Consider the following 23,947-nt stretch of genomic DNA (forward strand, 5'->3'; position numbering starts at 1 on the left):
AGGACTTGCGGCACCCCCGCCGGTGGAGCCCGCAGCGCCGCGTCGAGGAGCCACCCGGCGCGTGGGCGGCCCGTCCGTCGCGTCGGCCGCGGCCGGACGGGTGCTCTTCACAGGCGCAGGAAGCGCCGCGCGGCGGACTCGAGCTCCTCGCGGTCCAGGCCCGTCGCCAGGGCGTGGGTCACCGGGTCGTCGTCGGCCATGTCGAAGGGGTAGTCGCTGCCGAGCAGGACGCGGTGGGCACCTGCTCTCCCGCGCAGCAGGGTCAAGACGTCCCCGTCGTGGGTGACGGTGTCGAAGTGCAGGGAGCGGAACACCTCGCCGGGGGGCCGGGCCGAGTCCGCGCGGACGTCGGGCCGGCGGTGCCACGCGTGGTCCCACCGCCCCAGGAGCGCCGGAGCGCAACCGCCGCCGTGGACGAAGCACAGGCGCAGGTCCGGCAGCGCCTCCTGCACCCCTCCCAGCGTGGCGGCGGCGACGGCGGTGGCGGTCTCCACCGGGTTGCCGATGAGGTTGGCCAGGTAGTGCCCGGCCAGGGTGGGGGACGGCAGTTGCATCGGGTGGACCAGGACCGCCAGGTCGTGGCGCTGGGCTGCGGCCAGCACCGAGCGCAGCGGTTCGGCGTCCAGCGAGGTGTCGCCCAGGACCGGGGGGATCGCGATGCCGACCATCCCGTCGGTCTCGGCCAGTCGCGCCATCTGCTTCTCGGCCGCGCCGGGGTCGCGCAGGCTCACGCAGCCCAGGCCGGCGAAGGCGCCGCCACCGTCGGCGACGACCGCGGTGAGGGCGTCGTTGTACGCCTCGACGTACTCCTGGGAACCCGGCAGGTCGTCACGGGCGAAGGCGAAGGGTGGCGCGGACAGCACGCGGGCGCCGATGCCCACCGCGTCCATGTCGGCTCGCACGGCCGCCACGTCGCTCATGAGCCGCGTCTCGATGGACAGTGGCGTCGAACCCAGGAACAGTCGCCCGTCGCGGTCGTTCAGGGCGCCGAAGGGCGCTCCCGGGGGTAGCGGGAACAACTCCTGAGGGAGCCAGTGGGCGTGGACGTCGACGGGGCCCCGGCGCAGGTCGAAGGTCACGGCACGTCCAGCGGGAGCGGGGAGTTGTCGCTGTCGAGGTGCTCGACGGTCGTGAACACCAGGTCCGTGGTGCCGACGTTCTCGATGTCGTGCAGGAGGTACTCGCCGGGACCGAAGTGGAAGAAACGGGTCTCGCCGGCTTCGTAGGAGACCTCCCGCGTCGTGCCGTCGAAGGTGTGCTGGCGGCTGGTGCCGGCGTTGACGGCGGTCCAGAAGTAGTCGAGCACGTGGCGGTGGGCGTGCCAGCGTTCCCCCGGGGACAGGCGGATCTCCCAGACGCGCGCGCGGGGGGTCGTGCTGAGCAGGCGCGACCCGACGGCACCGTCGAAGGCGTGCCGCTCGAACTCGGCCTCCAGTTCGGGGGACCACCCCTCGAAGTCGGTGCCGATGAGCGTGCCGGCGAGGGGCAGGTCGGTCAGGAAGTTCGTCATCGCAGGTCCTCGGTTCGTCGGGGTTCGTCGGGGTTCGTCGGGGGTTTCCCGGGATCGGTGGTGGCTGGAGGTCCGGGTCCCTCAGACCGGCGCAGCCAGGGCGGCCGCGCCGGAGGGGACCGGGGGACGGGTGACGCCCGAGCCGTACAGGCCGAAGCGGAGGGCGGGGTCACCGGGGTACCAGGTGCCCAGGAACTGCGAGCGCTCGCCCATCTCTACCACGCGGTGCAGCAGGGCCCGGCTGAGGGCGAGCTGCCCGGGTTCCCACGCCCGCAACGCCGCGGGGACGTCACCGCCGCCGGCCAGGAGGGCGTCGCGCAGCGCCCAGGCGTCGGCGGCGGCCTTGGCGGTGCCTGCCGCGGCGTGCGGGCGGGCGCTGCACGCCGCGTCGCCGATCAGGGCGCAGTTGCCGCGCGCCATGCGGTCCGAACGGGTGTCGAGCACGACCTGCACGTACGGTTGCTCGGTGCGGGTGACGACCTCAGCGGCCGCGGGGGCCAGCTGCGCGAGGGCGTCCTGCCTGAGCCGGGTCGTGAACCGTTCCTGGACCTGCCCGGGGGGCAGCGACACCACGCCCGTCCGCCCGTCGCGTCCGGTGAGGAGTTCGGTCAGAGCCGCTCCCGGGGGGACGTTGCGGTACCAGACGTAGTTCACGAGCTGCTGGTCCGACCCGACCCCGTCCTCCCCGGGGATCGGGTACAGGGTGATGTGGGAGTTCTCCACGACGCAGTAGCTGATGGCGTCGCCCAGCAGTTCCCGGGTCCGGTTGCTGAGCCGGGTCACCGGGACGGTGCCGCGCCACCCGACGTACCCGGAGTACCGGTGCAGGGCGTCGGGGTCGAACACCGGCCGGGCCGTGGACCCGATGCCGTCGGCGAAGACGAGCAGGTCGGCGGTGCGGGTGGATCCGTCGGCCAGGGTGATGACGCCGCGGTCGCCGTCGACCGACACCTGCTCGACCCCGTGCCCGAGGTGGTAGTCCTCGGTGCCGAAGTCGGCGAGCAGCGCCCGGTAGAACGTGCCCCACGAGGTGTACTGCCAGGTCCGTTCCTCGCGGGAGATCGTCCGGTCCTGACGGTCGAGGTACTGCACCCACCGCGTGGAGGTGGCCAGGGCGTCGGGTGAGGTGCCGCTGCGTTCGCTGAACCACCGCAGGGTGTCGGGTTGCAGCACGATCCCGCTGCCCCGGCCGTGCAGGGGACGGCTCGAGCGTTCGAGGACCTCCACCGAGAAGCCGATGTCGCGCAGCAGCAGGGCAGCGGTGAGGCCGCCGATGGAACCGCCGACGACGGTGGCGCGCGAACCGCGGTAGGCGTCGCTGGTGGGAGTCATGATTCCGTCCTCTCGTAGAGCGGGGCGTCGGGGAGCCGCGCCGGGTCGTCGGTGGGCAGCGCCCGGCCCCGCGTCTCGCGGGCGAAGGCGACGCCGACCAGGCCGATGAGCCCCAGCGCCGCGATGACGGTGGTGGCCAGCCCCAGGTCCCCGGCGAACCAGGAGGTCGCCATGACCCCGGCCACCAGGGGGCCGGTGGCGGTCACGATGCGGCCCACGCTGTTGCAGAAGGCGATGGCGGTGGCCCGGACGCTGGTGGGGAACACCTCGGGGCTGTAGATGAACGCCCCCGACAGCGATCCGAACAGCGCGAGACCGAGCACGGGCATGGTGAGGGCGTAGGTCGTGAACGAGTGCGTGGAGGGGAAGAGGAAGGCGATCGCGACCCCTGAGACGGCGAAGGTGAGCACGAAGGTGGGCCGGCGCCCGATCCTGTCGGCGATGAAGCCCCAGGCGGCGTACCCGACGACGCCGCCGGCGTTGAACAGCATGGAGGCCAGCGCCACGTTGTGGGCGGTCTGGGCCGCCGTCCACTGGGCGCTCTCGCCCATCTGCCGGATGATCTGGGGGTACCAGGTGCTGACGCTCCAGAAGGCGATGAGGGCGCCGGTGGCGATCCCGGTGCACACCAGCGTCGGGCGCAGCAGGGGGCGGCGGAACAGGCGAGCCAGCGTGGAGGTGTCCCCGTCGCCGGAGCGCTTGCGCTCCCGGCGGGCGCGGATGGCCTCGCGCGACTCCGCCGGCTCGGGGACGAAGCGGCGGATGAACCAGACCAGGACCGCGGGCAGCACCGCCAGACCCATCATGAAGCGCCAGCCGAGGTCACCCAGGACGGCGAAGGCGAGGGCGGCGGCGAAGAAACCCGCCGCGTAGCCGGCCATCATGACCCCTCCTGCGCGGGCCCGGTAGCGGTTGCGCCACGACTCGGCGATGAGCGCTGCACCCACCGGTGCCTCGACCCCCGAGCCCAGGCCGGCGACGAACCGCAGGACGCCCAGCTGCCACCAGGTGTCGGCGACGGCGGCCAGGGCGGTGAACACGGCGTAGGTGAGGACGCCCACCGCCAGGATGCGCGTCCGGCCGAAGTGGTCGGCCAGGACGCCGAAGACGATCCCGCCGACCGCCCACCCGATGAGGAAGAGGGCCACGGTCAGACCGCCGTACAGCCCGATCGTCGCCGCGCTCACCTCCAGGCCGCTGTGCGGCAGCAGTTCGGTCATCGCCGGTCCGAGGACGAGCGTGTAGAGGCTGCCGGCGAAACCGTCCAGTCCCCAGCCGAGCATCGTGCCGGCGAGCACGAGCCACTGGGCCCGGGTGATCTCACCGCGCCAGCCCGGCCGGTCCGTGGTGCGCGTCTCCATCGACGTGTTCCCTTCGAAGCGTGGTCGGTGCCAGGTGGTCGTCCGCCGGGCGGGCGTCAGTTGAGCCGCCGGTCGGTGCCGCCGTACCAGTCGACGCCGCCGGGAGCCAGGCGGGTCACGACGGTCTTGAGCCAGGAGAACTCCTCGAAGGACTCCGAGCCCGCGTCCTTCCCGATGCCCGACTCCTTGATCCCTCCCCAGGGCAGGGAGGGTTCCAGGCGGTGGTGGTCGTTGATCCAGACCATGCCCGCCCGGACCGCCTCGGCCACGCGGTGCCCGCGGGCCAGGTCACGGGTCCAGATCCCGGCTCCCAGGCCGTAGGGGTTGTCGTTGGCCATCGCTACGGCGTCGGCCTCGTCGTCGAAGGGGACGACCACCGCGACCGGTCCGAAGATCTCCTCGCGGGCGACCCGCATCCCCATCGTCCCCCCGCACACCACCGTGGGGGCGTAGAAGAAACCTCCGGCCAGTTCCGCGGGCAGGTCCGGCACCCCGCCGCCGGTGGCGATCCGCGCGCCCTCCCGGCGGGCGGAGTCGACCAGGTCCGCGACCCTGTCCCGCTGCCGGGCGCTGATCAGCGGGCCCATCTGCGTGTCGGCCGAGCGCGGGTCGCCGACCCGGATGTCCCCGGCGACCTCGGTGAGCGCGGCGACGAACTCGTCGTGCACGCCGCGCTGGACCAGGAAGCGTGAACCGGCCACGCAGGACTGGCCGGCGGCGATGAAGGCGGCGAACGCGGCCCCCCGCGCGGCCTCCTGCACGTCGACGTCGTCGAAGACGACGACGGGGGTCTTGCCGCCCAGTTCCGCGGTCATGCGGGCGAAGCGGCGCGCGGTGGCGACCGCCGCGGCCCGGCCCGTCTCGGTCCCCCCGGTGAGGGTGATCTTGGCGACGTCGGGGTGCTCGGTCAGTCGGCGGCCGGCCTCGGCGGCCCCGGTGACCACCTGCACCACGCCACGCGGCAGGCCCGCACGTTCCAGGACGGGCAGCAGGGCCAGGGTGGTGAGCGGGGTCAGCTCGGAGGGTTTGACCACCACCGTGTTCCCGTTGGCCAGGGCGGCCGACAGGCTGCGCGCGAGGATCAGCAGCGGGTGGTTGAACGGCGTGATGATCCCGCACACCCCCAGCGGGGCGCGGCGCTGGTAGGTCAGGTAGGGGCCGTCGCTGGGCAGCACGGCCGTGCGCTGGGCGGCCAGCAGCCCCGCGTTGTAGCGGAACCACTCGGGTACCCGGGACAGCTGGGCGCGGGTCTCGGTGACCGGGCGGCCGTTGTTGGCGGCCTCGAGCCGGTACAGGTCCTCGGCGGCCGCCTCGATCTCGTCGGCGATGGCCAGCAGGACGCGCCCGCGCCGGGTGGGGGTCATCGCGGGCCAGGGACCGTGTTCGAAGGCTTCCCGGGCCGCCGCGACGGCGGTGTCGACGTCGCTCGCGGAGAATTCCCGCACGCTGGTGATCGGGCGCCCCGACGCGGGGTCGAGGACGTCGCGCACCAGGTGGCCGTCCGGGGAGGGGTGCGGCTGGGTGCCTGCGGGCCGGACGGGTTCGGTGATGGTCATCGCGGTCAACTCCTTCGTCTGCGCGTCCTGCGGGTGGGCCGCTGCTCCGGGGCCCTCGCAACAGGGCCAGTCTCGTCAGCCCTCACGCCGCGAACAATGTCTGGGCGGACACATTGACGGGCGCCGGGGTGTCTGCTGGCATACCCCGGTGGCGTCGGACCTCGTGATGTGGCTGGACCGGCTGCGCGACGTCAGCGACGTCGCGCTCGCCGCGCGGCCCCTGCCGCAGGCGCTGACGCTGGTCGCGGAGACCGCCCGGGAACTGCTGTCGTTCGACTTCTGCGGCGTCCTGGTCCCCGACGAGCGGCGGCACGCCCTGGTGCTGGCCGGGTGGAGCGGGCTGTCCGACGACTACGTCGACGGGGTCAACCGGCGCAGTCCGGTGGGCCTGGGCAGCACCGCCCCCTCCAGCAAGGCCTTCTCCGGCGGCCTGCCCGTCGCGGTCAGCGACATCGACGCCGAGAGCGGGTTCGAACCCTGGGGCGGTGTCGCCCAGGAACAGGGCTACCGGTCGATGATCAGCGTCCCCCTGCGGGGACCCGACCGCGTCCTGGGCACGCTGAACGGCTACCGCTCCGGTGTCCACCGGTACTCGGCGGAGGAGGTGGAACGCCTGACGCTGCTGGCCAACCACGCCGCCGCGGCCCTGACCTCGGCCGGTCGGGTCGAGGACCTGCGGCGGGCCAACGCCTCGTTGCAGCAGCAGCACGACGCCCTGGCCCGCAGCCAGGCGATCCACGAGAACCTGCTGCAGGTCTCCCTCACCTCCCGCGGCCTCGACGGCGTCGTCGCCGCGCTCAGCGCCTCGATCCGCCGCCCGGTGCGACTCGTGGACGCCCGCGCCGACGTCCTGGCCGAGACCGCGGACTGGGACCCGGGCGCCGCCCACCTGCTCCAGACCCCCGTGCAGCTGGACGCCGAGACCGTCGGGACCCTCGTCGTGGCCGTCGACCCCGGCCGCGAACCGGACGAGACGGACGCGCTGACGATCGGGCACGCGAGCGTCGTCCTCGCCCTGGAGCTCCTGCGCCGGCGCACCGCGCTGGAGGCGGAGCACCGCGTCCGCGGGGACCTGCTGGGGGACGTCCTGCTGTTCGGCGTCACCGACCGCAACACGCAGCGGGCCGCCGCCCTCGGGCACGACCTGACCCGCCTGCGCCAGGGCGTCGTCGCGTCGCTGCAGGCCGACCCGGTGGCCGACCGGAAGCTGCTGGGGGCCGTCTCGGCCCTGACCCGCCTGGTCCTGCCCACCGACCGGGGACCGGCCCACCCCCTCGTCGCGTTGCACCGCGGGTTGGTGGTGGCCCTGTGGCCCGACGACGTGGCCGACGACGTCGGTGCCCGGGCCCACGCCGTCCTCGCGGCTCAGCACCCCGGGAGGGACGTCCTGGTCGCCACCTCCGGCGGGGTGCGCAAGACGCTGGCCGAGGCGGTCCGCATCGCCCGGGGCGCTCACGACTTCGCCCGCTCCGGCCCGGCGCACCGGGGTCTGGTGACCCCGGCGTCCCTGGGGGTCATCGGCGTGCTCCTGCAGGTCGAGCCGGTCACCGCGCTGCAGGACTTCGTCGATCACCAGCTGGGCGCGGTCATCGCCTACGACCGCCGCCGCGGTTCCGACCTCGTGGGCACCGTGCGCGTCCACCTCGACAACGGCCTGGACCGGACGGTGACCGGGCGTCTCCTGCGGGTCCACCCGAACACCGTCAACCAGCGGCTGCGGCGGGTGGAGGCGCTCACCGGTGTCGACCTCGCCGACCCGCGCGACCTGGCGAACGTCGCCGCCGCCCTGGCCGTGCTCACCATGACCCCGCCGTGAGCCGGTGAGCGGGATCGGGGCGACTCCGGGAACGCACGTCGAAACGGCTGAAACATCGGGTCTCTGCGCCCGCCGCCGGGAGGATCTCCCCCCTTTCGCCGAGACTCGTTGACAAGACATCGGAGGTCTGTGAGGGTCGTCGCGGAACTCACCCTCGAAGTGGAGCCGTGATGAAGCTGCTGCGCGTCGGAGCACCCGGCCGCGAACGACCCGCCGCCCTCGACGACTCCGGGCGGCTGCGCGACCTCGGCGACCACCTCGACCCGCACCGGCCCTGGACGTCGCAGGACCTGGACCGGGCGCGCGCGGCCCTGCGCGAGCAGGACCTGCCCGAGCTCGACCCGCAGGGCCTGCGGACCGGGCCGCCGCTGCCGCGGCCCGGGATCGTCGTCTGCATCGGCCTGAACTACCGCGACCACGCCGCCGAGACCGGGGCCGCGCTGCCGGCCGAACCCGTCGTGTTCCTCAAGATGCCCTCGACCGTGGTCGGGCCCGGCGACGAGGTCCTCGTCCCGCGCGGCAGCACCAGGACCGACTACGAGGTCGAGCTCGGGGTCGTCCTGGGCCGCCGCGTGCGCTACCTGGCCGACCTGGACGAGGCGCGGGCCGCGATCGCCGGCTACGTCGTCTCGCACGACGTCTCCGAGCGCGAGTTCCAGCTCGACCGCGGCGGGCAGTGGGACAAGGGCAAGAACTGCGAGACGTTCAACCCCCTCGGCCCCTGGTTCGTCACCGCCGACGAGGTCCCCGACCCCGGCGCGCTGGGCCTGCGGTTGTGGGTCAACGGCGAACTGCGCCAGGACGGGAACACGCGGGACATGGTGTTCGGCGTCGCCGAGATCGTCCTGCACCTCAGCCGGTTCATGGTGCTGGAGGCCGGGGACGTCATCAACACCGGGACCCCCGCGGGCGTCGCGCTGGGCCGGCCGGACCCGAAACCCTACCTGCGGGCCGGGGACGTCGTGGAGCTCGAGATCGACGGTCTGGGCCGGATGCGGCACCCGGTGGGGAACGCCTGATGGCCGTCTTCACCACGTTCACCACCCACGACGTCCGGTTCCCGACCTCCCGGCACCTGGACGGCTCGGACGCCATGAACCCGGACCCCGACTACTCGGCGGCCTACGTCGTCATCGGCACCGACGCCGGCGACGGCCTCGCCGGGCACGGGTTCGCCTTCACGATCGGGCGCGGCAACGACGTGCAGACCGCCGCCGTCGACGCCCTCGCCGACCACCTCCTGGGCCTCGACGTCGACGCGGCCCTGGCCGACATGGGCGCGACGTACCGCCTCTTCGTCGACGACTCCCAGCTGCGCTGGCTCGGGCCCGAGAAGGGCGTCATCCACATGGCCGTCTCGGCCGTCGTGAACGCCCTGTGGGACCTGCGGGCCCGGCGGGCCGGACAGCCGCTGTGGGAGCACCTCGCGGGGCTGTCCCCGGCCGAGCTGGTCTCCCTCGTGGACTTCCGCTACCTCTCCGACGCGCTCACGCCCGCCGAGGCGCTGGCGATCCTGGAGGCGGCCGAACCGGGCCGCGCGCAGCGGCGCGACCTGCTCCTGGAACGCGGGTACCCCGCCTACACGACGACGCCCGGCTGGCTCGGCTACTCCGACGACAAGCTCGTGCACCTGGCGCGGGAGGCCGTGCGCGACGGGTACCGCCAGATCAAGCTGAAGGTGGGCGGGGACGTCGCCGACGACGTGCGCCGGATGCGGCTGGCCCGCGAGGCCGTCGGCCCGGACGTGCGGATCGCCGTCGACGCCAACCAGCGCTGGGACGTCGGCCAGGCCATCGACTGGGTGGGGCACCTCGCCCCGTTCGACCCGTGGTGGGTGGAGGAACCCACCAGCCCCGACGACGTCCTGGGCCACGCCGCGATCCGCCGGGGCATCGCCCCCGTGCAGGTCGCGACGGGGGAGCACGTCCAGAACCGCGTCGTGTTCAAGCAGATGCTCCAGGCCGGTTCCCTCGACGTCCTGCAGATCGACGCCGCCCGCGTCGGCGGGGTCAACGAGAACGTCGCGATCCTGTTGCTGGCCGCCAAGTTCGGCGTCCCGGTGTGCCCGCACGCCGGCGGCGTCGGGCTGTGCGAACTCGTGCAGCACCTGTCGATGTTCGACTTCGTCGCCGTGTCCGGTTCCACCGAGGACCGGGTCATCGAGTACGTCGACCACCTGCACGAGCACTTCCTCGACCCCGTGCGGATCGCCGGCGGGCACTACCTCGCCCCCCGCGCCCCGGGGTTCTCGGCGCAGATGGACGCCGCCGCGGTCGAGCGCTTCTCGTTCCCCGGCGGGCGGGAGTGGCGCGCGAGCGCGACGCCCGCCGCGCCGGTCCCCGCCGCCGGCCGCTGAGGGCCCGGCGGACCCCGACAGGGAGGACGGACGACGTGCAGGGTGTGCGGGTTCTCGTGACCGGCGGCGCCTCGGGCATCGGCGCGGCCACCGCCGCGCGGTTCACCGCCGACGGCGCCAGGGTCGTCGTGCTGGACCGGGACGCGGTGGAGGCGACCGGCGGTGCGGCCGGTGGTGCGGGCGGGGGGCTGGTGGGGTCGGTCCGGGCCGACCTGTCCGACGACGCCGCGGTCCGCGCGGCCGTGGAGCGGGCCGCCGGGCTGCTCGGCGGGCTGGACGTCCTGGTGAACAACGCCGGGATCGGCGCGACCGGGACGGTGGCCGACAACGACGACGAGGAGTGGCACCGCGTCTACGACGTCAACGTCCTCGGCATCGTCCGCGCGACCCGGGCCGCGCTGCCGCACCTGCGGCGCTCCTCGCACGCCGCGATCGTCAACACCTGCTCGATCGCGGCCTGGACGGGGCTGCCGCAGCGGGCGCTGTACTCGGCCACCAAGGGCGCCGTGCAGGCCCTGACGCTGGCGATGGCAGCCGACCACCTCCCCGACGGCATCCGCGTCAACTGCGTGAACCCCGGCACGGCCGACACCCCCTGGGTGCAGCGGCTGCTGGACGCCAGCCCCGACCCCGAGGCCGAGCGCGCGGCGCTGCGGGCCCGCCAGCCCAGCGGCCGGCTGGTCACCGCCGAGGAGGTCGCCCACGCGGTCGTGCACCTGGCCGACCCGCGGTCCTCGGCGACCACGGGCGTGGCGATGGCCGTCGACGGCGGCACGCACTCCCTGCGGCTGCCGGACCGGCGGGGCTGAGGTGCTGGAGCTGCCCCGCTGGGGGCTGGGCGCCGCGGCCCTGGGGAACCTCTACACCGCCGTCGACGACGCCACGGCCCGGGCGACCGTCGACGCCTGCTGGGACGCCGGGGTCCGCTACGTCGACACCGCCCCGCACTACGGCCTGGGGCTGAGCGAGGAACGCGTCGGCGCCGCGCTGCGCGACCGCCCGCGCGAGGAGTTCGTGCTGCAGACCAAGGTGGGGCGGCTGCTGCGGCCCGCGACCGGCGGCGGCCGGGACCCGCACGGCTTCGACGTCCCCGCGACCCGCGAGCGCGTGTGGGACTTCACCGCCGCCGGGGTCCGGCGCTCGGTGGAGGACAGCCTCGCCCGCCTCGGCCTGGACCGCGTCGACGTCGTCCTGGTGCACGACCCCGACGACCACGCCGAGCAGGCCCGCGCGGGGGCGTTCCCGGAACTGCTGCGGATGCGCGAGGAGGGCCTCGTGCGCGCCGTGGGGGCCGGGATGAACCAGACCGGGCTGCTGACCCGGTTCGTGCGGGAGTTCGACCTCGACGTCGTCCTCGTCGCCGGGCGCTACCACCTGCTGGACGCGGGCGCGCTGGTGGACCTGTTCCCGGCGGCGCGGCGCGCCGGGACCGCCGTGGTCCTCGGCGGGGTGTTCGCCTCGGGGCTGCTGGCGCACGACGACCCGCCCGCCGACGCCACCTACGCCTACGGCCCGGCCCCGGCGGACCTGCTGGAGCGGGCCCGGCGGGTGGCGGCCGTGGCCCGCGAGCACGGCACCTCGCTGCCCGCCGTGGCCGTCCAGGCCGCCGCCGCGCACCCCGCCGTCGCCTCGCTCGTGCTGGGCATGCGCTCGCCCGAGGAGGTGCGGCGCAACGCGGCCCTGCTCGCCGACCCGGTGCCCCCGGCGGCGTGGGAGGCGTTGCGGCGCCAGGGGTTGCTGCCCGAGGCGATGCCGCTGCCGGGGGAGGGGGCGCCGTGATCGTCGACGCGCACCACCACCTGTGGGACCCCGCGACCCGCCACCACCCCTGGATGGTCGAGGCGCTGCGCCGGCGGTTCACCCCGGCCGACCTGCGGGCGGTCACCGGCGCGGCCGGGATCGACCGGACGGTCCTGGTGCAGACCGTCTCCGACCTGGGCGAGACCGAGGAGTTCCTGGCCACCGCCGCGGCCTCCGGCGGCCTGGTCGCCGGGGTCGTCGGCTGGGCCGACCACACCCGCCCGGTGCCCGCGCAGGTGGACGGTCTGCCGCACCGCGACCTGCTCGTGGGGGTCCGGCACCAGGCCGAGGACGAACCCGACCCCGGCTGGCCCGCGCGCCCCGACGTCGTCGCGGGCGTGGCGTCCGCCGCGGCCGCCGGGCTCGTCGTCGACCTCCTCGTCCGCACCGACCAGCTGCCCGCCGCCGTGCGGCTCGTCGACGCCGTCCCGCGGGGCAGGTTCGTCCTGGACCACGGCGCGAAACCCCCGCTGGGCACCGACGCCTACCCGGCCTGGCGGGCCGGGGTCGCCGCCCTCGCCGCCCGCCCGCACGTCGTGTGCAAGCTGTCCGGCCTGTTCACCCTCGACCGGCAGGACCTGCTGGGCCCCGCCGTGGACCACCTCCTCGCGGTCTTCGGCCCGCGCCGGCTGGTCTTCGGCACCGACTGGCCCGTCAGCACCCTGGCCCTCGACCACGCCTCCGTCCTCGAACGCACCCTGGCGTTCCTGGACCCGTTGCCGGCCGCCGAGCGCGCGGCCGTCCTGGGCGGCAACGCCGTCCGCACGTACCGACTGCCCTGAAGGGAACCGCCGCCGTGGCCATGTTCGAGTCCGACCCCCAGCGCCCCGAGCTGTACCGCAGGTTCGAGCGCGAGACGCCGCAGTGGTACCGCGACGTGAAGTTCGGCGTCTTCGTGCACTGGGGGGCGTACTCGGTGCCCGCGTGGGCCGAGCCCACCGGCGAGCTCGGCACCGTCGAGCCGCACGAGTGGATGAGGCACAACCCGTACGCGGAGTGGTACGCGAACACCATCCGCATCGACGGCAGCCCGGCCCAGCAGCACCACCGCGAGGTGCACGGCGGCGCCCCCTACGACGACTTCCTCGACCGGTGGACGGCCTCGGAGTTCGACCCCGCCGCGCTCGTCGCGCTGTTCCGCCGCGCCGGCGCCGGGTACCTGGTGCCCACCACCAAGCACCACGACGGCATCACGCTGTGGGACGCGCCGGGCACGGGGACCCGCAACACCGTCCACCGCGGCCCGCGCCGCGACCTCGTCGCGGCCTTCGCCGAGGCCGCCCGCGCGGCCGGGATGAGGTTCGGGACGTACTACTCCGGCGGGCTGGACTGGCACGTCACCGACCTGCCGCCGCACCGCGGCGACGACCTCGCCGCCGAGCGCCCCGTCGACGCGGCGTACAACGAGTACGCGTTCGCCCACGTCGCCGACCTCATCGACCGGTACCGCCCGGACGTCCTGTGGGGTGACATCGAGTGGCCCGACGCCGGCAAGCCCGACGGCCCCAGGAGCTTCGCGCGCCTGCTGGAGCGGTTCTACGCCGCCGTGCCCGACGGCGTCGTCAACGACCGCTGGGGCCTGACCCACTGGGACTTCCGCACCAGCGAGTACCAGCAGGGCAGGGAGTCGGAGTCGGCGCAGATGTGGGAGAACTGCCGCGGCATCGGGTTGTCCTTCGGCTACAACCAGGTCGAGGACGCCTCGCACCACCTCGACGGCCCCGGCGCCGTCCGGCACCTGCTGGACGTCGTCTCCCGCGGCGGCAACTTCCTGCTCAACGTCGGCCCCGACGAGGCCGGCCGGCTGCCCGAGCTCCAGCGCCGGTGCCTGGAGGGGATCGCGGACTGGATGGAGCTGAACTCCTCCGCCGTGCACGGGACGACCCCGCTGGAGGGCGCCACCGCCTCGGACGACCCGTGGGTCCGGTGCACCCGCACCGGCCCCGTCGCGCACGCGGTGGTCGACGCGGCCGGCCCGGTCGCCCTCGACCTGCCCGCCGTGGACGCGTCCTCGGCGCGGCTGCCCGACGGGACGCCCGTCGCGGCGCACGAGGAGGGCGGCCGCGTGGTCGTCGACGTGCCCGCCGCGAGGGTGCCCGGCCCGGTCGTCGTGGACCTCGACCTGCGCGGGTGAACCCCGGGCTCACTCCGACGGCGCGGGCCCCCCGGCGGGCTCGTCCGCGCCGACCTCGCGCAGCCACTGCTCCACGCCCGCGACGTGGACCTGCGCCCAGGCGCGGGCCACGTCGTGCTGGCGGGCGGCCATCGCCCGCTGGATGGCGCGGTGCTCGGCCAGGGTCCGGGTCGTCGCGGACTCCTCGCTGAGCCCGCGCCACACCCGCGCCCGGTGCAGCGGCCCGGACAGGCTTTCGATGAGCGAGGCCAGCACCGCGTTCCCCGACCCGGCGGCGATGCGGCGGTGGAACTCCTGGTCGTTGGCGACGAGGTCCTCGACGCTGGGGTGCGGTCCCAGCTCGTCCAGCAGGTCGGCCAGCCCGGCGATCTCCTCGTCGCTCATCCGGGTCGTCGCCATCGACGTCGCGGACGGTTCCAGCAGGCGGCGGACCTCGAAGAACTCCAGCAGCGAGGCGTCGCGCTGGACGTCGACGACGAACGTCATGGCGTCCAGCATCACGCCCGGTTCCAGGCTGGAGACGTACGTCCCGTCGCCGTGGCGGACGTCGAGGACCCTGATGAGGGCCAGCGCGCGCACCGCCTCGCGCAACGAGTTGCGGGACAGGCCCAGGGCGGCCGACAGCTCGGCCTCGCGCGGCAGCCGGTCACCCGGTCGCAGTTCGCCGTCGAGGATCATCCGCTTGATCCTCCCGATCGCCTCGTCGGTGACCGCCACGGCGCTCAGCCCCCCGCGCGCTGGAGGGGCGACGTCCTGTCCATGCCCCGACGATACCCACCGGCCCCGCCGCCCACCGCGGTCCGCGAGCCCCCGGGGGCGGTTCCCCGCTCAGGGTTGACGGCGTTCGCGCGACCAGTTCCCGGGCTCGTCCAGCGCGGTCCCGTCGCCGGTGGCGCAGAACACCAGCCGGTCGTGCAGGCGGGAGGTGCGCCCCTGCCAGAACTCGACCTCGTGGGCCCGGACGAGCAGACCGCCCCAGTGCTCCGGGACGGGGACGTCGGTGGGCGAACCGGTGTCGGGCCAGCGGCCGGCGAGCTCGCGGTAGCGGACGTCGAGCGCCGCGGCGGAGTCCACCGGCTCGGACTGGGCGCTGGCCCAGGCCCCGATCCGCGAGCCGTGCGGGCGGCTGCGGAAGTACGCCTCGGTCTCGGCGCGCGGCACCGGCTCGGCCCGCCCGCGGACCGCGACCTGCCGGTGGGTGGCGTGCCAGCCGAACAACAGCGCGACCCGCGGGTCGTGGCCGATCGCCCGGGCCTTGCGGGAGCGCAGGTTGGTGTAGAAGACGAAACCCCGGGCGTCCACCGCCTTGAGCAGCACCGTGCGGGCCGAGACGCCGTCGGGTCCGCAGGTGGAGACCGTCATGGCGTTGGGCTCGACGACCCCGGCGGCCACGGCCCGGGAGTACCAATCCTCGAACTGGGCCAGGGGGGTGGCGGCGAGGTCCTCCTCGACGAGGTGCCGCTCGCCGTAGTCGACGCGCCGGCCCGCTGGATCCTCCACCCGGGCAGCGTAGGGACGCCGGCGCCACCGGGCCACCCGGGCGCGCGGAGGGCCGCCGGCGCCGTGACGCGGGCGGGGGCGTCGTCTACCCTGCGTCTACCCTGCGGCTGGCAACGTTCGCAGGTGGACGGGCACGGAGCCGGGGAGGCCGCGGTGGCACTGGGACGACCACCCACGATGCGTGACGTCGCCGAGCACGCCGGGGTCAGCATCTCGACCGTCTCGCGCGTCGTCAACGCCGAGAAGTACGTCGACGCGGGCACCCGGGAGAAGGTCGAGGCCGCGGTGGCCGCGCTCGGCTTCCTGCGCAACGAGAGCGCCCGCACCCTGCGGCCCGGGCAGCGCACCGCCACGATCGCGCTCGTCGTGGAGGACCTCACCAACCCGTTCTCCGCCGAGCTCGCCCACGGCGTCGAGCTCGTCGCGGCGGCCGCGGGGTACGTCGTGCTGCTGCTGTCCACCGGCCGCGACGCGACGGGGGACCGGGACGGGGCCCGTGAGCAGGAGATCGTCGCCGAGCTGCTGCGGCGGCGCGTCGACGGGGTCCTCATGGTGCCCGGCGCCGACGACCGCGCCGGCCGGTACGCCGCGCTGGCCGAGCGGGCCCCGGTGGTCTTCGTCGACCGCCTCCCGCAGGGGGTGCGCGGGGACGTGGTGCTGCTCGACAACATCGGCGGCAGCCGGCGCCTGACCCGGTGGCTGCTGGAGCGCGGGCACCGCCGCATCGCCTACGTCGGCGGCGACCGCGGGTCCGGGACGGGGGCCAAGCGGTTCGCCGGCTACCGCGCCGCGCTCAAGGCCGCCGGGGTCCCCGAGGACCGCGAGCTCCTGCGGTTCTCCCAGCACAGCAGCGAGGAGGCCCGCACCGCCACCGAGGACCTGCTGGCGCTGCCCGCGCCGCCGACGGCGATCTTCTGCGACAACAACCGCATGACGGTGGGCGCCCTGCTGGCCGTGCACCGGGCGCGGGCCGACGTCGTCATCGGCGGGTTCGACACCGTGGAGCTGGCCGAGGTGCTCGTCGACCGCGTCGCGCTCGTCACCTACGACCCGGTCGACGTGGGCCGGCGCGCCGCGACCCTGCTCGTGGAGCGGATGGGCGGCTCGGACGTCGTGCCCCGCCGGATCACCGTCCCGGTCGACCTGGCCGAGTTCGGGAACTGACCACCCCCCCCGCAGCACCCCGCAGCACCCCGCAGCACCTCGACGAGGAGGAACGCCGTGCACGACCAGCGCGAGGTCACCGAGGCCCGGCTCGCCCGGGCCCTCACCCAGCGCATCGCCCCGGCCGTGCACAGCGGTGCGCTGCCCGTGGAGGTCGCCGCCTGGCACGCGCCGGGCGAGCCGGTCCCGGTGGCCGACGGCCTCGGCGCGGACTACGCCCCGTTCGCCGTCGGCACCCCGTGGGGCCCGCCGTGGTCGACGACGTGGTTCCGGCTGCGCGGGCAGGTCCCCGCGCCGTGGGCCGGCCGGCCGGTCGAGGTCGTGCTCGACCTCGGCACCCGGGCCCGCGACGTCGGGTTCCAGGCCGAGGGGCTGGTCTACACCGCGGCCGGGGAACCGGTGAAGGCCATCAACCCGCTCTCGACGTGGATCCCCGTCCCGGCCGGGGCGACGACGTTCGAGTTCTTCGTCGAGGCCGCCTCCAACCCCGACGTCCTCGGCGGCGGCGGCGCCGCCTTCGAGCCCAGCCCGCTCGGTGACGTCCTGACCGCGCCGAGGGACCCGCTGTACGTCCTGGCCCGCGCCGAGGTGTGCGTGCGCGAGACCGAGGTCGCCGAGCTGCTGGCCGACCTGGAGGTCCTCGGCGGGCTCATGCAGGAGCTGCCGCTGGAGGACGCCCGGCGGTGGGAACTGCTGCGCGGCGTCGACTCCGCGCTCGACGCGCTCGACCCGCACGACGTGGCGGGCACGGCCGCCCGCGCCCGCGCGGTCCTCGCGCCGCTGTTCGCGGCACCGGCGCGGGCCTCGGCGCACCGCGTCAGCGCCGTCGGGCACGCCCACATCGACTCGGCCTGGTTGTGGCCGCTGCGCGAGACCGTCCGCAAGGTCGCGCGCACCACGGCCAACGTCACCCAGCTCATGGACGTCCACCCGTCGTTCAGCTACGCGATGAGCTCGGCGCAGCAGTTCGCCTGGCTCGCCGAGCACCGCCCCGAGGTCCACGAGAAGGTCCGGGCCCGCATCGCCGAGGGGCGGTTCGTGCCGGTGGGCAGCACGTGGGTGGAGTCGGACACGAACATGGTCGGGTCCGAGGCGATGGTCCGGCAGTTCGTCGAGGGCAAGGAGTTCTTCGCCCGCGAGTACGGCGTCGACACCCAGGAGGCGTGGCTGCCGGACTCGTTCGGGTACTCCGCGGCGCTGCCGCAGATCATGAAGCTGGCCGGGGTGCGCTGGTTCCTCACCCAGAAGATCTCCTGGAACGCGGACAACCGGTTCCCGCACCACACGTTCGACTGGGAGGGCATCGACGGGACGCGGATCTTCACCCACTTCCCGCCCGTCGACACCTACAACTCCGAGCTGTCGGCGAAGGAACTGGCCCACGCGGCCCGCAACTTCGCCGAGAAGGGCCGCGCGCACTGGTCGCTCGTCCCGTTCGGCTGGGGCGACGGTGGCGGCGGCCCCACCCGGGAGATGCTGCAGCGCGCCGACCGGCTCGCCGACCTCGACGGGTCGCCCCGGGTGTCGCTGCACTCCCCGCGGGAGTTCTTCACCACGGCCGAGGCGGACTACCCCGACCGGCCCGTGTGGTCGGGGGAGCTGTACCTGGAGCTGCACCGCGGGACGTACACGTCGCAGGCCCGGACCAAGCAGGGCAACCGGCGCGACGAGCACCTGCTGCGCGAGGCGGAGCTGTGGGCCACCACGGCCGCGGTCCGCACCGGCGCGCCGTACCCCGCGGCCCGGTTGCAGGAGCTGTGGCGGACGGTGCTGCTGCACCAGTTCCACGACATCCTGCCCGGGTCCTCGATCGCGTGGGTGCACCGCGAGGCCGAGCAGACCCACGAGCGGGTGCGCCACGAGCTGGAGGACCTGATCCGGGCCGCGCTGGACGCGGTGACCGGGGACGGCACAACGGACATGGTCGTGAACTCCACCCCGCACGACCGCGGCGGGGTGCCGGCCCTGGGCGTCGGCGTCCCCGAGTCCACCGGCGCCCCCGTCCAGGTGAGCACCGACGGGGACGGCACGGTGCTGGACAACGGGATCCTGCGGCTGCGCGTCGACGCGGGCGGCAACGTCGTGTCCGTGCGCGACCTCGTGGAGGACCGCGAGGTGCTGCTGCCCGGCACCAGCGCCGGGCTGCTGCAGCTGCACCGCGACACCCCGAACCGGTGGGACGCCTGGGACGTGGACGCGCACTACCGCCACGTCGTGCGGGACCTGACCGAGGCGGAGTCGGTGGTCGTGAATCCCGACTCCGGGGACGGCGCGACCGTCGTCGTGGTCCGCCGGGTCGGGGCCAGCACCCTCACGCAGGTCGTCCGGCTGCCGCGGGGGGAGTCGCGCATCGGGTTCACCCTCCAGGCCGACTGGCACGAGCGGGAGGCGCTGCTCAAGGCGTCGTTCGGGGTGGACGTGCACGCCGACCGGTCGGCCGCGGAGATCCAGTTCGGGCACGTGTTCCGCGCCACCCACGAGAACACCAGCTGGGACGCGTCCCGGTTCGAGGTCTGCGCCCACCGCTGGATTCACGTCGGCGAGCCCGGGTACGGGGTGGCGGTCACGAACTCCGCGACGTACGGGCACGACGTGACCCGCAGCGCCGTCGACGGGGGCCGGCCCGGGACGACCGTGCGGCTCTCGCTGCTGCGGGCGCCGCTGTCGCCGGACCCCGAGGCCGACCAGGGGCACCACGTGCTCGCCTACTCGATGGTGGTCGGGGCGCAGATCGCCGACGCGGTGCGCGAGGGGTACCGGGAGAACCTCGGCGGCCGCGACGTGCGGGGCGCCGGGCCGGTGGAACCGCTGCTGCGGGTGGAGGACCCCGCGGTCGTCGTGGAGGCGGTCAAGCTGGCGCAGGACGGGTCCGGCGACGTCGTCGTGCGGCTGTACGAGTCCCTCGGCGGGCGGGTGCGCAGCCGGGTCGACTGGGGTTTCCCCGTCGCCTCGGTCACGGAGGTCGACCTGCTGGAGCGGCCGCTGGAGCAGGGCGCGACGACCGTGCGCGCCGGCGGGGTGAGCGTCGCGCTGCGCCCGTTCCAGATCCTGTCGCTGCGCCTGGCCCGGGGGTGAGCCCGGGGTGAGCCCGGGGGTGGGCCGGGGGGGGGCTCAGCCGACGTGCAGCAGGTGCACGCCGGCCAGGGACACCCCGGCGACCAGCACCCAGGAGCCGAGGCCGAGGGCCAGCGAGCGGCCCCCGGTCCGGACCAGGTGCGGGACGTCGATGCCGGTCCCGAGGGCGAACAGGGCCGCGACGAGCAGGACCGACTGCACGTGCTGCACGCCGTCGAGGGCGCTCTGGGGCAGGACGCCGGTGGCCCGCACGAGCACCGCGACGACGAAGGCCGCGACGAAGAACGGCAGCACCGGCGGGCGGGAGGCGGTGCCCGGCCCGCCGGTGCGGCGCCGGTGCAGCACGACGAGCGCGACGAGGGGGGCCAGCAGCAGCACCCGGGACAGCTTGACGACCACGGCGGTCTCCAGCGCCCCGGGGACCCGGTCGCCGGTGGCGACGACCTGCCCGACGTCGTGGACGCTGGCCCCGACCCAGACGCCGAAGGCGTGGACGTCCAGGCCCAGCGGCGCGCGCAGCAGGGGCAGCAGGAGGATCGCCAGGGAGCCGCAGAGGGTGACGAGGGCGACGGAGGTGGCGACGTCCTCGTCGTCGGCGTCGGTGGCGGGGCGGACCGCGGCGATGGCCGAGGCCCCGCAGATGGAGAAGCCGGTGGCGACCAGCAGGGACCGCGCGCGCGAGAGCCCCAGGGCGCGGCCCAGGAGCTGGGTGCCGGTGAAGGTGACGGCGACGACGCCGACGACGAGGGCGACCCCGCCCCAGCCGAGGTCGCGGACCTGCGCCAGCGGCAGCTGGAGGCCGAGCAGGACGACGGCGACGCGCAGCAGCCGCCGGGCGGCGAACCCGGTCGCGGGCTTCCAGGAGGGCCGGAACGCCCCGGTGCTGCGCACGAGCGCCCCGAGCGCGACGGCGACGGTGGAGGCGGTCAGGACGTGGGTGAGGGTCTCGACGCCGAGGGCGAGGGCGGTGGCGGCGGCCACGACGAGCAGTCCGGGGACCAGGGCGGCCAGGGGGGCGGGGCGGGGCACGGCGCGGAGCACCGGACCAGCGTGGGCCGTGCGGGGCCCGGCCGGAAGCGGGGGCGCACCGTGGGGTCACAAGCGGGACTTGTGACCTTGACCGGTCCGGGGCGCTGTGCCACAGTGCGCTGGAAAGCGCATTCCAGCGATGACGACGGAGTGGACGATGGACGCCGCGCGACTCAGCCTCAACCAGATCACCCTGAACTCCCTCGACCTCCCCGCGGCCGTCGCGGCCTGCGAGCGCCACGAGATCGGCGCCATCGCCCTGTGGCGGGACAAGATCGCCGCCGTCGGCCTCGACCGCGCCACCCGGCTCGTCCGCGACGCCGGGCTGCGCGTCAGCTCCGTCTGCCGCGGGGGCATGTTCACCGACCCCGAGCGCGACGTCCGCGACGACAACCGGCGCGCCGTCGACGAGGCCGCCGCCCTGCAGGCCGACACCCTCGTCCTCGTTTGCGGCCCGCTGCTCGACCGCGACCTGCCCGCCGCCCGCGCCCGCGTGCAGGACGGCATCGCCGAGCTCCTGCCGCACGCCCGCGACGCCGGCGTCCGGCTCGCGGTCGAACCGCTGCACCCCATGATGATCGGCGTCCGGTCGGTCGTCAGCACCCTCGCCCAGGCCCTGGACCTGTCCGACGCCCTCGACGGGGAACCGGGGGTGATCGTCGACGCCTACCACGTCTGGTGGGACCCCGAGCTCGACACCCAGATCGCCCGCGCCGGCGAGCGCGTCCTCGGCTACCACGTCTCGGACTGGCTGCCGCAGACCTCCGACCTGCTGCTGGACCGCGGCATGATGGGCGACGGGCTCATCGACCTGCCCCGCCTGTCCGCCGCCGTCGCGGCCGCCGGCTACACCGGCCCCGTCGAGGTCGAGCTCCTCTCCTCCCGCTGGTGGGCCGAGGACCCCGACGACGTCGCGCGCACCCTGCGCAAGCGGTTCGAGGAGTTCGTCTGACCGGGCTGCCCGGGGCGGTGGGGACCTCCCGCCTGCGGGTCTACGACTGGCCCGCCGCCGACGGGCTGCGCGGCGGCTCCCCGCACCTGCACACCGCCTGCGCCGAGGGCTACGTCGTGCTGCGCGGCGAGGGCTCGGTGCAGACCCTCGGGTCCGAGGGGTTCGCCGAGCACCCGCTGCACCCCGGGACGCTGCTCTGGTTCACCCCCGGCACCGTGCACCGCCTCGTCAACGCCTCCGGGGACCTGGAGATCCTCGTCCTCATGCAGAACGCCGGCCTGCCCGAGGCCGGGGACGCCGTCCTGACGTTCCCCGCCGACGTGCTCGCCGACCCCGGCGCCTACGCCCGGGCCGCCACCGCGCACGACGAGGCGAGCGCCCGCGCCCGGCGCGACCTGGCCCTGGAGGGGTACGCCGCGCTGCGCGAGCGCGTCGGGCGCGAAGGCCCCGCCGCCCTCGCCGACCTGCACGCCGCCGCCGCCGCGCTGGTGCGCCCGCGCGTCCCGGGCTTCCGCGACGTCTGGTCCGCCGGGCCGGCCGCGCAGGCCGCCCGGACCGGCGAGCAGCTGCGGGCGCTGGCCGAGGGCCGAGCCGGGCACCTGGCTGAGGCGGCGGTGCGCTCCACCGCGCCCGCGCCGGGGGAGCGGTTCGGGATGTGCGGGCGGCTCACGGTCTGGGACGTGACCGCCCACGGCTGCTGACGGCGCTGCTGACCGGGCTACGCCCCGGTGCCCCCGCCGCAGCGGGCGGCGGTCACCGGGTCGGGCGCCCCGGCGAAGAACTCCGCCAGCACCCGCTGCGCGAGCTCGCTGCCCGCGGCGGCGAACAACGTCGCCGAGCTGCGCAGCTTCTGCGCGTCGACGCCGCCGAGCACCTCGACGGCGTCGCGCGACCCCTGCCCCAGCAGCGCCTCGCAGTTCTGCGCGAACCGCGCGCCCAGCACCGGGTGGGCCAGGTACGCGCGCGCCTCCTGGAGCCCGGACACCGCGTACGCGACCGACGTGGGGGAGCTGCCCAGCAGCAGCTGCGGGAACTCCCACCACATCCAGTGCGACGTCTTGCGCCCGGCCCGCAGCTCGGCCAGCGCGCGGTCGTGGGTGCCGGCCGAGGCCGTCACGAAGCGTTCGAGGTCCACCCCGCCATCCTCGCCCGGCCGTCACGGGCACGCCCGCCGGTGCGGGAGGATCCCCCCGTGAGCGTCGAGAAGACCGGTCTGCGCATCCCCACCCACCTGCTGCCCGCCGACGGCCGCTTCGGGTCCGGCCCCTCCAAGGTCCGCCCCGAGCAGGTCGCCGCCCTGGCCGCCGCTGGCCGGTCCGTGCTGGGGACCTCGCACCGGCAGGCCCCCGTCAAGGACGTCGTGCGGCGCGTGCGCGCCGGGCTGGCCGAGCTGTTCTCGCTGCCCGACGGGTACGAGGTCGTCCTCGGCAACGGCGGCAGCACGACGTTCTGGGACGTCGCGACCCTCGGGCTGGTGCGCGAGCGCTCCCAGCACCTGGTGCTGGGGGAGTTCTCCGCCAAGTTCGCCGCGGCCACCGCCGCGGCGCCGTTCCTGGCCGAGCCCGTCGTCGTGCGCGGTGAACCCGGGACGCTGCCGCGGCTGGGGGAGGTCGGCGACGGCGTCGACGTCGTGGCCTGGCCGCACAACGAGACCTCCACCGGCGTCATGGCGCCCGTCGTCCGCCCCGCCGGGCCGGCCCCGCGCGAGGGCGGGCCGCTGGTCGTCGTCGACGCCACGTCCGCCGCCGGCGGCCTGCCCGTCGACCTCACCCAGACCGACGCCTACTACTTCGCCCCGCAGAAGGCGTTCGCCTCCGACGGCGGGCTGTGGATCGCGGTCCTGTCCCCGGCGGCCCTGGACCGGGTCCGCGAGATCGGCGCCACCGGCCGCTGGACGCCCGCGTCGCTGGACCTGCGGATCGCGATCGAGAACTCCCGGAAGGACCAGACGTACAACACCCCCGCGGTCGCGACGCTGGTCCTGCTCGCCGAGCAGGTCGAGTGGATCCTGTCCCGCGGCGGCCTGGACTGGGCGGCCGCCCGCACCGCGGAGAGTTCCGGCGTCCTGTACGACTGGGCCGGCGCGCGGGACTGGGCCGCCCCGTTCGTCGCCGAGCCGCAGGCTCGGTCCCACGTCGTCGCGACGATCGACCTGGACCCCTCGATCGACTCCGGCGTCCTGCTGGAGGTGCTGCGTGCCAACGGGATCGTCGACGTCTTCCCCTACCGCAGCCTGGGTCGCAACCAGATCCGCGTCGGGGTGTTCCCGGCCGTCGAACCCGACGACGTGCGGGCCCTGACCGCCTGCGTGGACCACGTCGTCGACGCACTCAGGAAAGCCTGACCTGAATTCCGTGGGCTT

At 75.1% G+C, this 23,947-nt stretch carries 21 protein-coding genes; 12 read left to right on the top strand and 9 right to left on the bottom strand.

What is annotated here, in order from left to right:
• Window positions 1–107 precede the first annotated feature (107 nt).
• From ACRYM6_RS07450 to ACRYM6_RS07470, 5 genes are all read right to left on the bottom strand, one after another.
• Window positions 108–1,079, bottom strand: coding sequence for an amidohydrolase family protein (locus ACRYM6_RS07450; RefSeq protein WP_432542188.1), 972 nt, complete (start codon window positions 1,077–1,079; stop codon window positions 108–110).
• Window positions 1,076–1,510 (bottom strand): cupin domain-containing protein, encoded by a 435-nt coding sequence (locus ACRYM6_RS07455; protein ID WP_432542189.1) that lies wholly within the window; start codon window positions 1,508–1,510, stop codon window positions 1,076–1,078. The genes ACRYM6_RS07450 and ACRYM6_RS07455 overlap by 4 nt, the downstream gene beginning before the upstream one ends.
• 81 nt (window positions 1,511–1,591) lie before the next feature.
• Window positions 1,592–2,842: an FAD binding domain-containing protein gene (locus tag ACRYM6_RS07460; protein WP_432542190.1), complete on the bottom strand. Its 1,251-nt coding sequence runs from the start codon at window positions 2,840–2,842 to the stop codon at window positions 1,592–1,594.
• A complete protein-coding gene (locus tag ACRYM6_RS07465) occupies window positions 2,839–4,203 on the bottom strand; it encodes an MFS transporter (RefSeq protein ID WP_432542192.1) in 1,365 nt (454 codons plus the stop codon). Before ACRYM6_RS07465 ends, ACRYM6_RS07460 begins: the two co-directional genes overlap by 4 nt.
• 56 nt (window positions 4,204–4,259) lie before the next feature.
• Window positions 4,260–5,759, bottom strand: a complete 1,500-nt coding sequence (locus ACRYM6_RS07470) for an aldehyde dehydrogenase family protein (protein ID WP_432542193.1) — start codon at window positions 5,757–5,759, stop codon at window positions 4,260–4,262.
• A gap of 148 nt (window positions 5,760–5,907) precedes the next feature.
• Here ACRYM6_RS07470 and ACRYM6_RS07475 point away from each other — a divergent pair, with 148 nt between their 5' ends.
• The 7 genes from ACRYM6_RS07475 (at window position 5,908) to ACRYM6_RS07505 (ending at window position 13,865) form a co-directional block, all read left to right on the top strand.
• A complete protein-coding gene (locus ACRYM6_RS07475; protein ID WP_432542195.1) occupies window positions 5,908–7,575 on the top strand; it encodes a helix-turn-helix domain-containing protein in 1,668 nt (555 codons plus the stop codon).
• A 170-nt stretch (window positions 7,576–7,745) separates the two neighbouring features.
• On the top strand, window positions 7,746–8,594 hold the full coding sequence (locus ACRYM6_RS07480) for a fumarylacetoacetate hydrolase family protein (RefSeq protein WP_432542196.1): 849 nt from the start codon (window positions 7,746–7,748) through the stop codon (window positions 8,592–8,594).
• Complete coding sequence (locus tag ACRYM6_RS07485) at window positions 8,594–9,931, top strand: enolase C-terminal domain-like protein (RefSeq protein ID WP_432542197.1); 1,338 nt, start codon at window positions 8,594–8,596, stop codon at window positions 9,929–9,931. Before ACRYM6_RS07480 ends, ACRYM6_RS07485 begins: the two co-directional genes overlap by 1 nt.
• A 35-nt stretch (window positions 9,932–9,966) precedes the next feature.
• A complete protein-coding gene (locus tag ACRYM6_RS07490; protein WP_432542199.1) occupies window positions 9,967–10,740 on the top strand; it encodes an SDR family NAD(P)-dependent oxidoreductase in 774 nt (257 codons plus the stop codon).
• 1 nt (window position 10,741) lies between these two features.
• The gene (locus ACRYM6_RS07495) at window positions 10,742–11,710 is read left to right on the top strand and encodes an aldo/keto reductase (protein ID WP_432542200.1); all 969 of its coding nucleotides are present in this window, start codon (window positions 10,742–10,744) and stop codon (window positions 11,708–11,710) included.
• Window positions 11,707–12,513: an amidohydrolase family protein gene (locus tag ACRYM6_RS07500; protein ID WP_432542201.1), complete on the top strand. Its 807-nt coding sequence runs from the start codon at window positions 11,707–11,709 to the stop codon at window positions 12,511–12,513. Before ACRYM6_RS07495 ends, ACRYM6_RS07500 begins: the two co-directional genes overlap by 4 nt.
• Before the next feature lie 14 nt (window positions 12,514–12,527).
• Window positions 12,528–13,865 carry an alpha-L-fucosidase gene (locus ACRYM6_RS07505; RefSeq protein WP_432542202.1) on the top strand — a complete coding sequence of 446 codons (1,338 nt, stop codon included), beginning with the start codon at window positions 12,528–12,530 and terminating at the stop codon, window positions 13,863–13,865.
• Between the two features lie 9 nt (window positions 13,866–13,874).
• Here the strand turns inward: ACRYM6_RS07505 and ACRYM6_RS07510 are convergent, their stop codons facing one another.
• Window positions 13,875–14,582: a FadR/GntR family transcriptional regulator gene (locus tag ACRYM6_RS07510; RefSeq protein ID WP_432542204.1), complete on the bottom strand. Its 708-nt coding sequence runs from the start codon at window positions 14,580–14,582 to the stop codon at window positions 13,875–13,877.
• Window positions 14,583–14,693: 111 nt separating this feature from the next.
• Window positions 14,694–15,365, bottom strand: a complete 672-nt coding sequence (pdxH, locus tag ACRYM6_RS07515; protein WP_432542205.1) for a pyridoxamine 5'-phosphate oxidase — start codon at window positions 15,363–15,365, stop codon at window positions 14,694–14,696.
• A gap of 123 nt (window positions 15,366–15,488) precedes the next feature.
• On the opposite strand from pdxH, the gene ACRYM6_RS07520 reads away from it, so the two are divergent.
• Both ACRYM6_RS07520 and ACRYM6_RS07525 read left to right on the top strand, forming a co-directional pair.
• Complete coding sequence (locus ACRYM6_RS07520) at window positions 15,489–16,529, top strand: LacI family DNA-binding transcriptional regulator (protein WP_432542207.1); 1,041 nt, start codon at window positions 15,489–15,491, stop codon at window positions 16,527–16,529.
• 57 nt (window positions 16,530–16,586) lie between these two features.
• The gene (locus ACRYM6_RS07525; RefSeq protein WP_432542208.1) at window positions 16,587–19,604 is read left to right on the top strand and encodes an alpha-mannosidase; all 3,018 of its coding nucleotides are present in this window, start codon (window positions 16,587–16,589) and stop codon (window positions 19,602–19,604) included.
• 36 nt (window positions 19,605–19,640) lie between these two features.
• Here the strand turns inward: ACRYM6_RS07525 and ACRYM6_RS07530 are convergent, their stop codons facing one another.
• On the bottom strand, window positions 19,641–20,645 hold the full coding sequence (locus ACRYM6_RS07530) for a YeiH family protein (RefSeq protein ID WP_432542209.1): 1,005 nt from the start codon (window positions 20,643–20,645) through the stop codon (window positions 19,641–19,643).
• Between the two features lie 145 nt (window positions 20,646–20,790).
• Here ACRYM6_RS07530 and ACRYM6_RS07535 point away from each other — a divergent pair, with 145 nt between their 5' ends.
• Both ACRYM6_RS07535 and ACRYM6_RS07540 read left to right on the top strand, forming a co-directional pair.
• A complete protein-coding gene (locus ACRYM6_RS07535; RefSeq protein ID WP_432542210.1) occupies window positions 20,791–21,585 on the top strand; it encodes a sugar phosphate isomerase/epimerase family protein in 795 nt (264 codons plus the stop codon).
• Between the two features lie 17 nt (window positions 21,586–21,602).
• The gene (locus ACRYM6_RS07540) at window positions 21,603–22,286 is read left to right on the top strand and encodes a cupin domain-containing protein (protein WP_432542211.1); all 684 of its coding nucleotides are present in this window, start codon (window positions 21,603–21,605) and stop codon (window positions 22,284–22,286) included.
• 17 nt (window positions 22,287–22,303) lie between these two features.
• Here ACRYM6_RS07540 and ACRYM6_RS07545 read toward each other — a convergent pair whose 3' ends face one another.
• A complete protein-coding gene (locus ACRYM6_RS07545) occupies window positions 22,304–22,720 on the bottom strand; it encodes a DUF1810 domain-containing protein (RefSeq protein WP_432542212.1) in 417 nt (138 codons plus the stop codon).
• Window positions 22,721–22,777: 57 nt separating this feature from the next.
• On the opposite strand from ACRYM6_RS07545, the gene serC reads away from it, so the two are divergent.
• Entirely contained in the window at window positions 22,778–23,929 is a 1,152-nt protein-coding gene (gene serC / locus ACRYM6_RS07550; RefSeq protein WP_432542213.1) for a phosphoserine transaminase, read from the top strand.
• The last annotated feature ends 18 nt before the right edge of the window (window positions 23,930–23,947 follow it).

Source organism: Kineococcus rugosus, assembly GCF_050871975.1.
Classification (GTDB): domain Bacteria; phylum Actinomycetota; class Actinomycetes; order Actinomycetales; family Kineococcaceae; genus Kineococcus.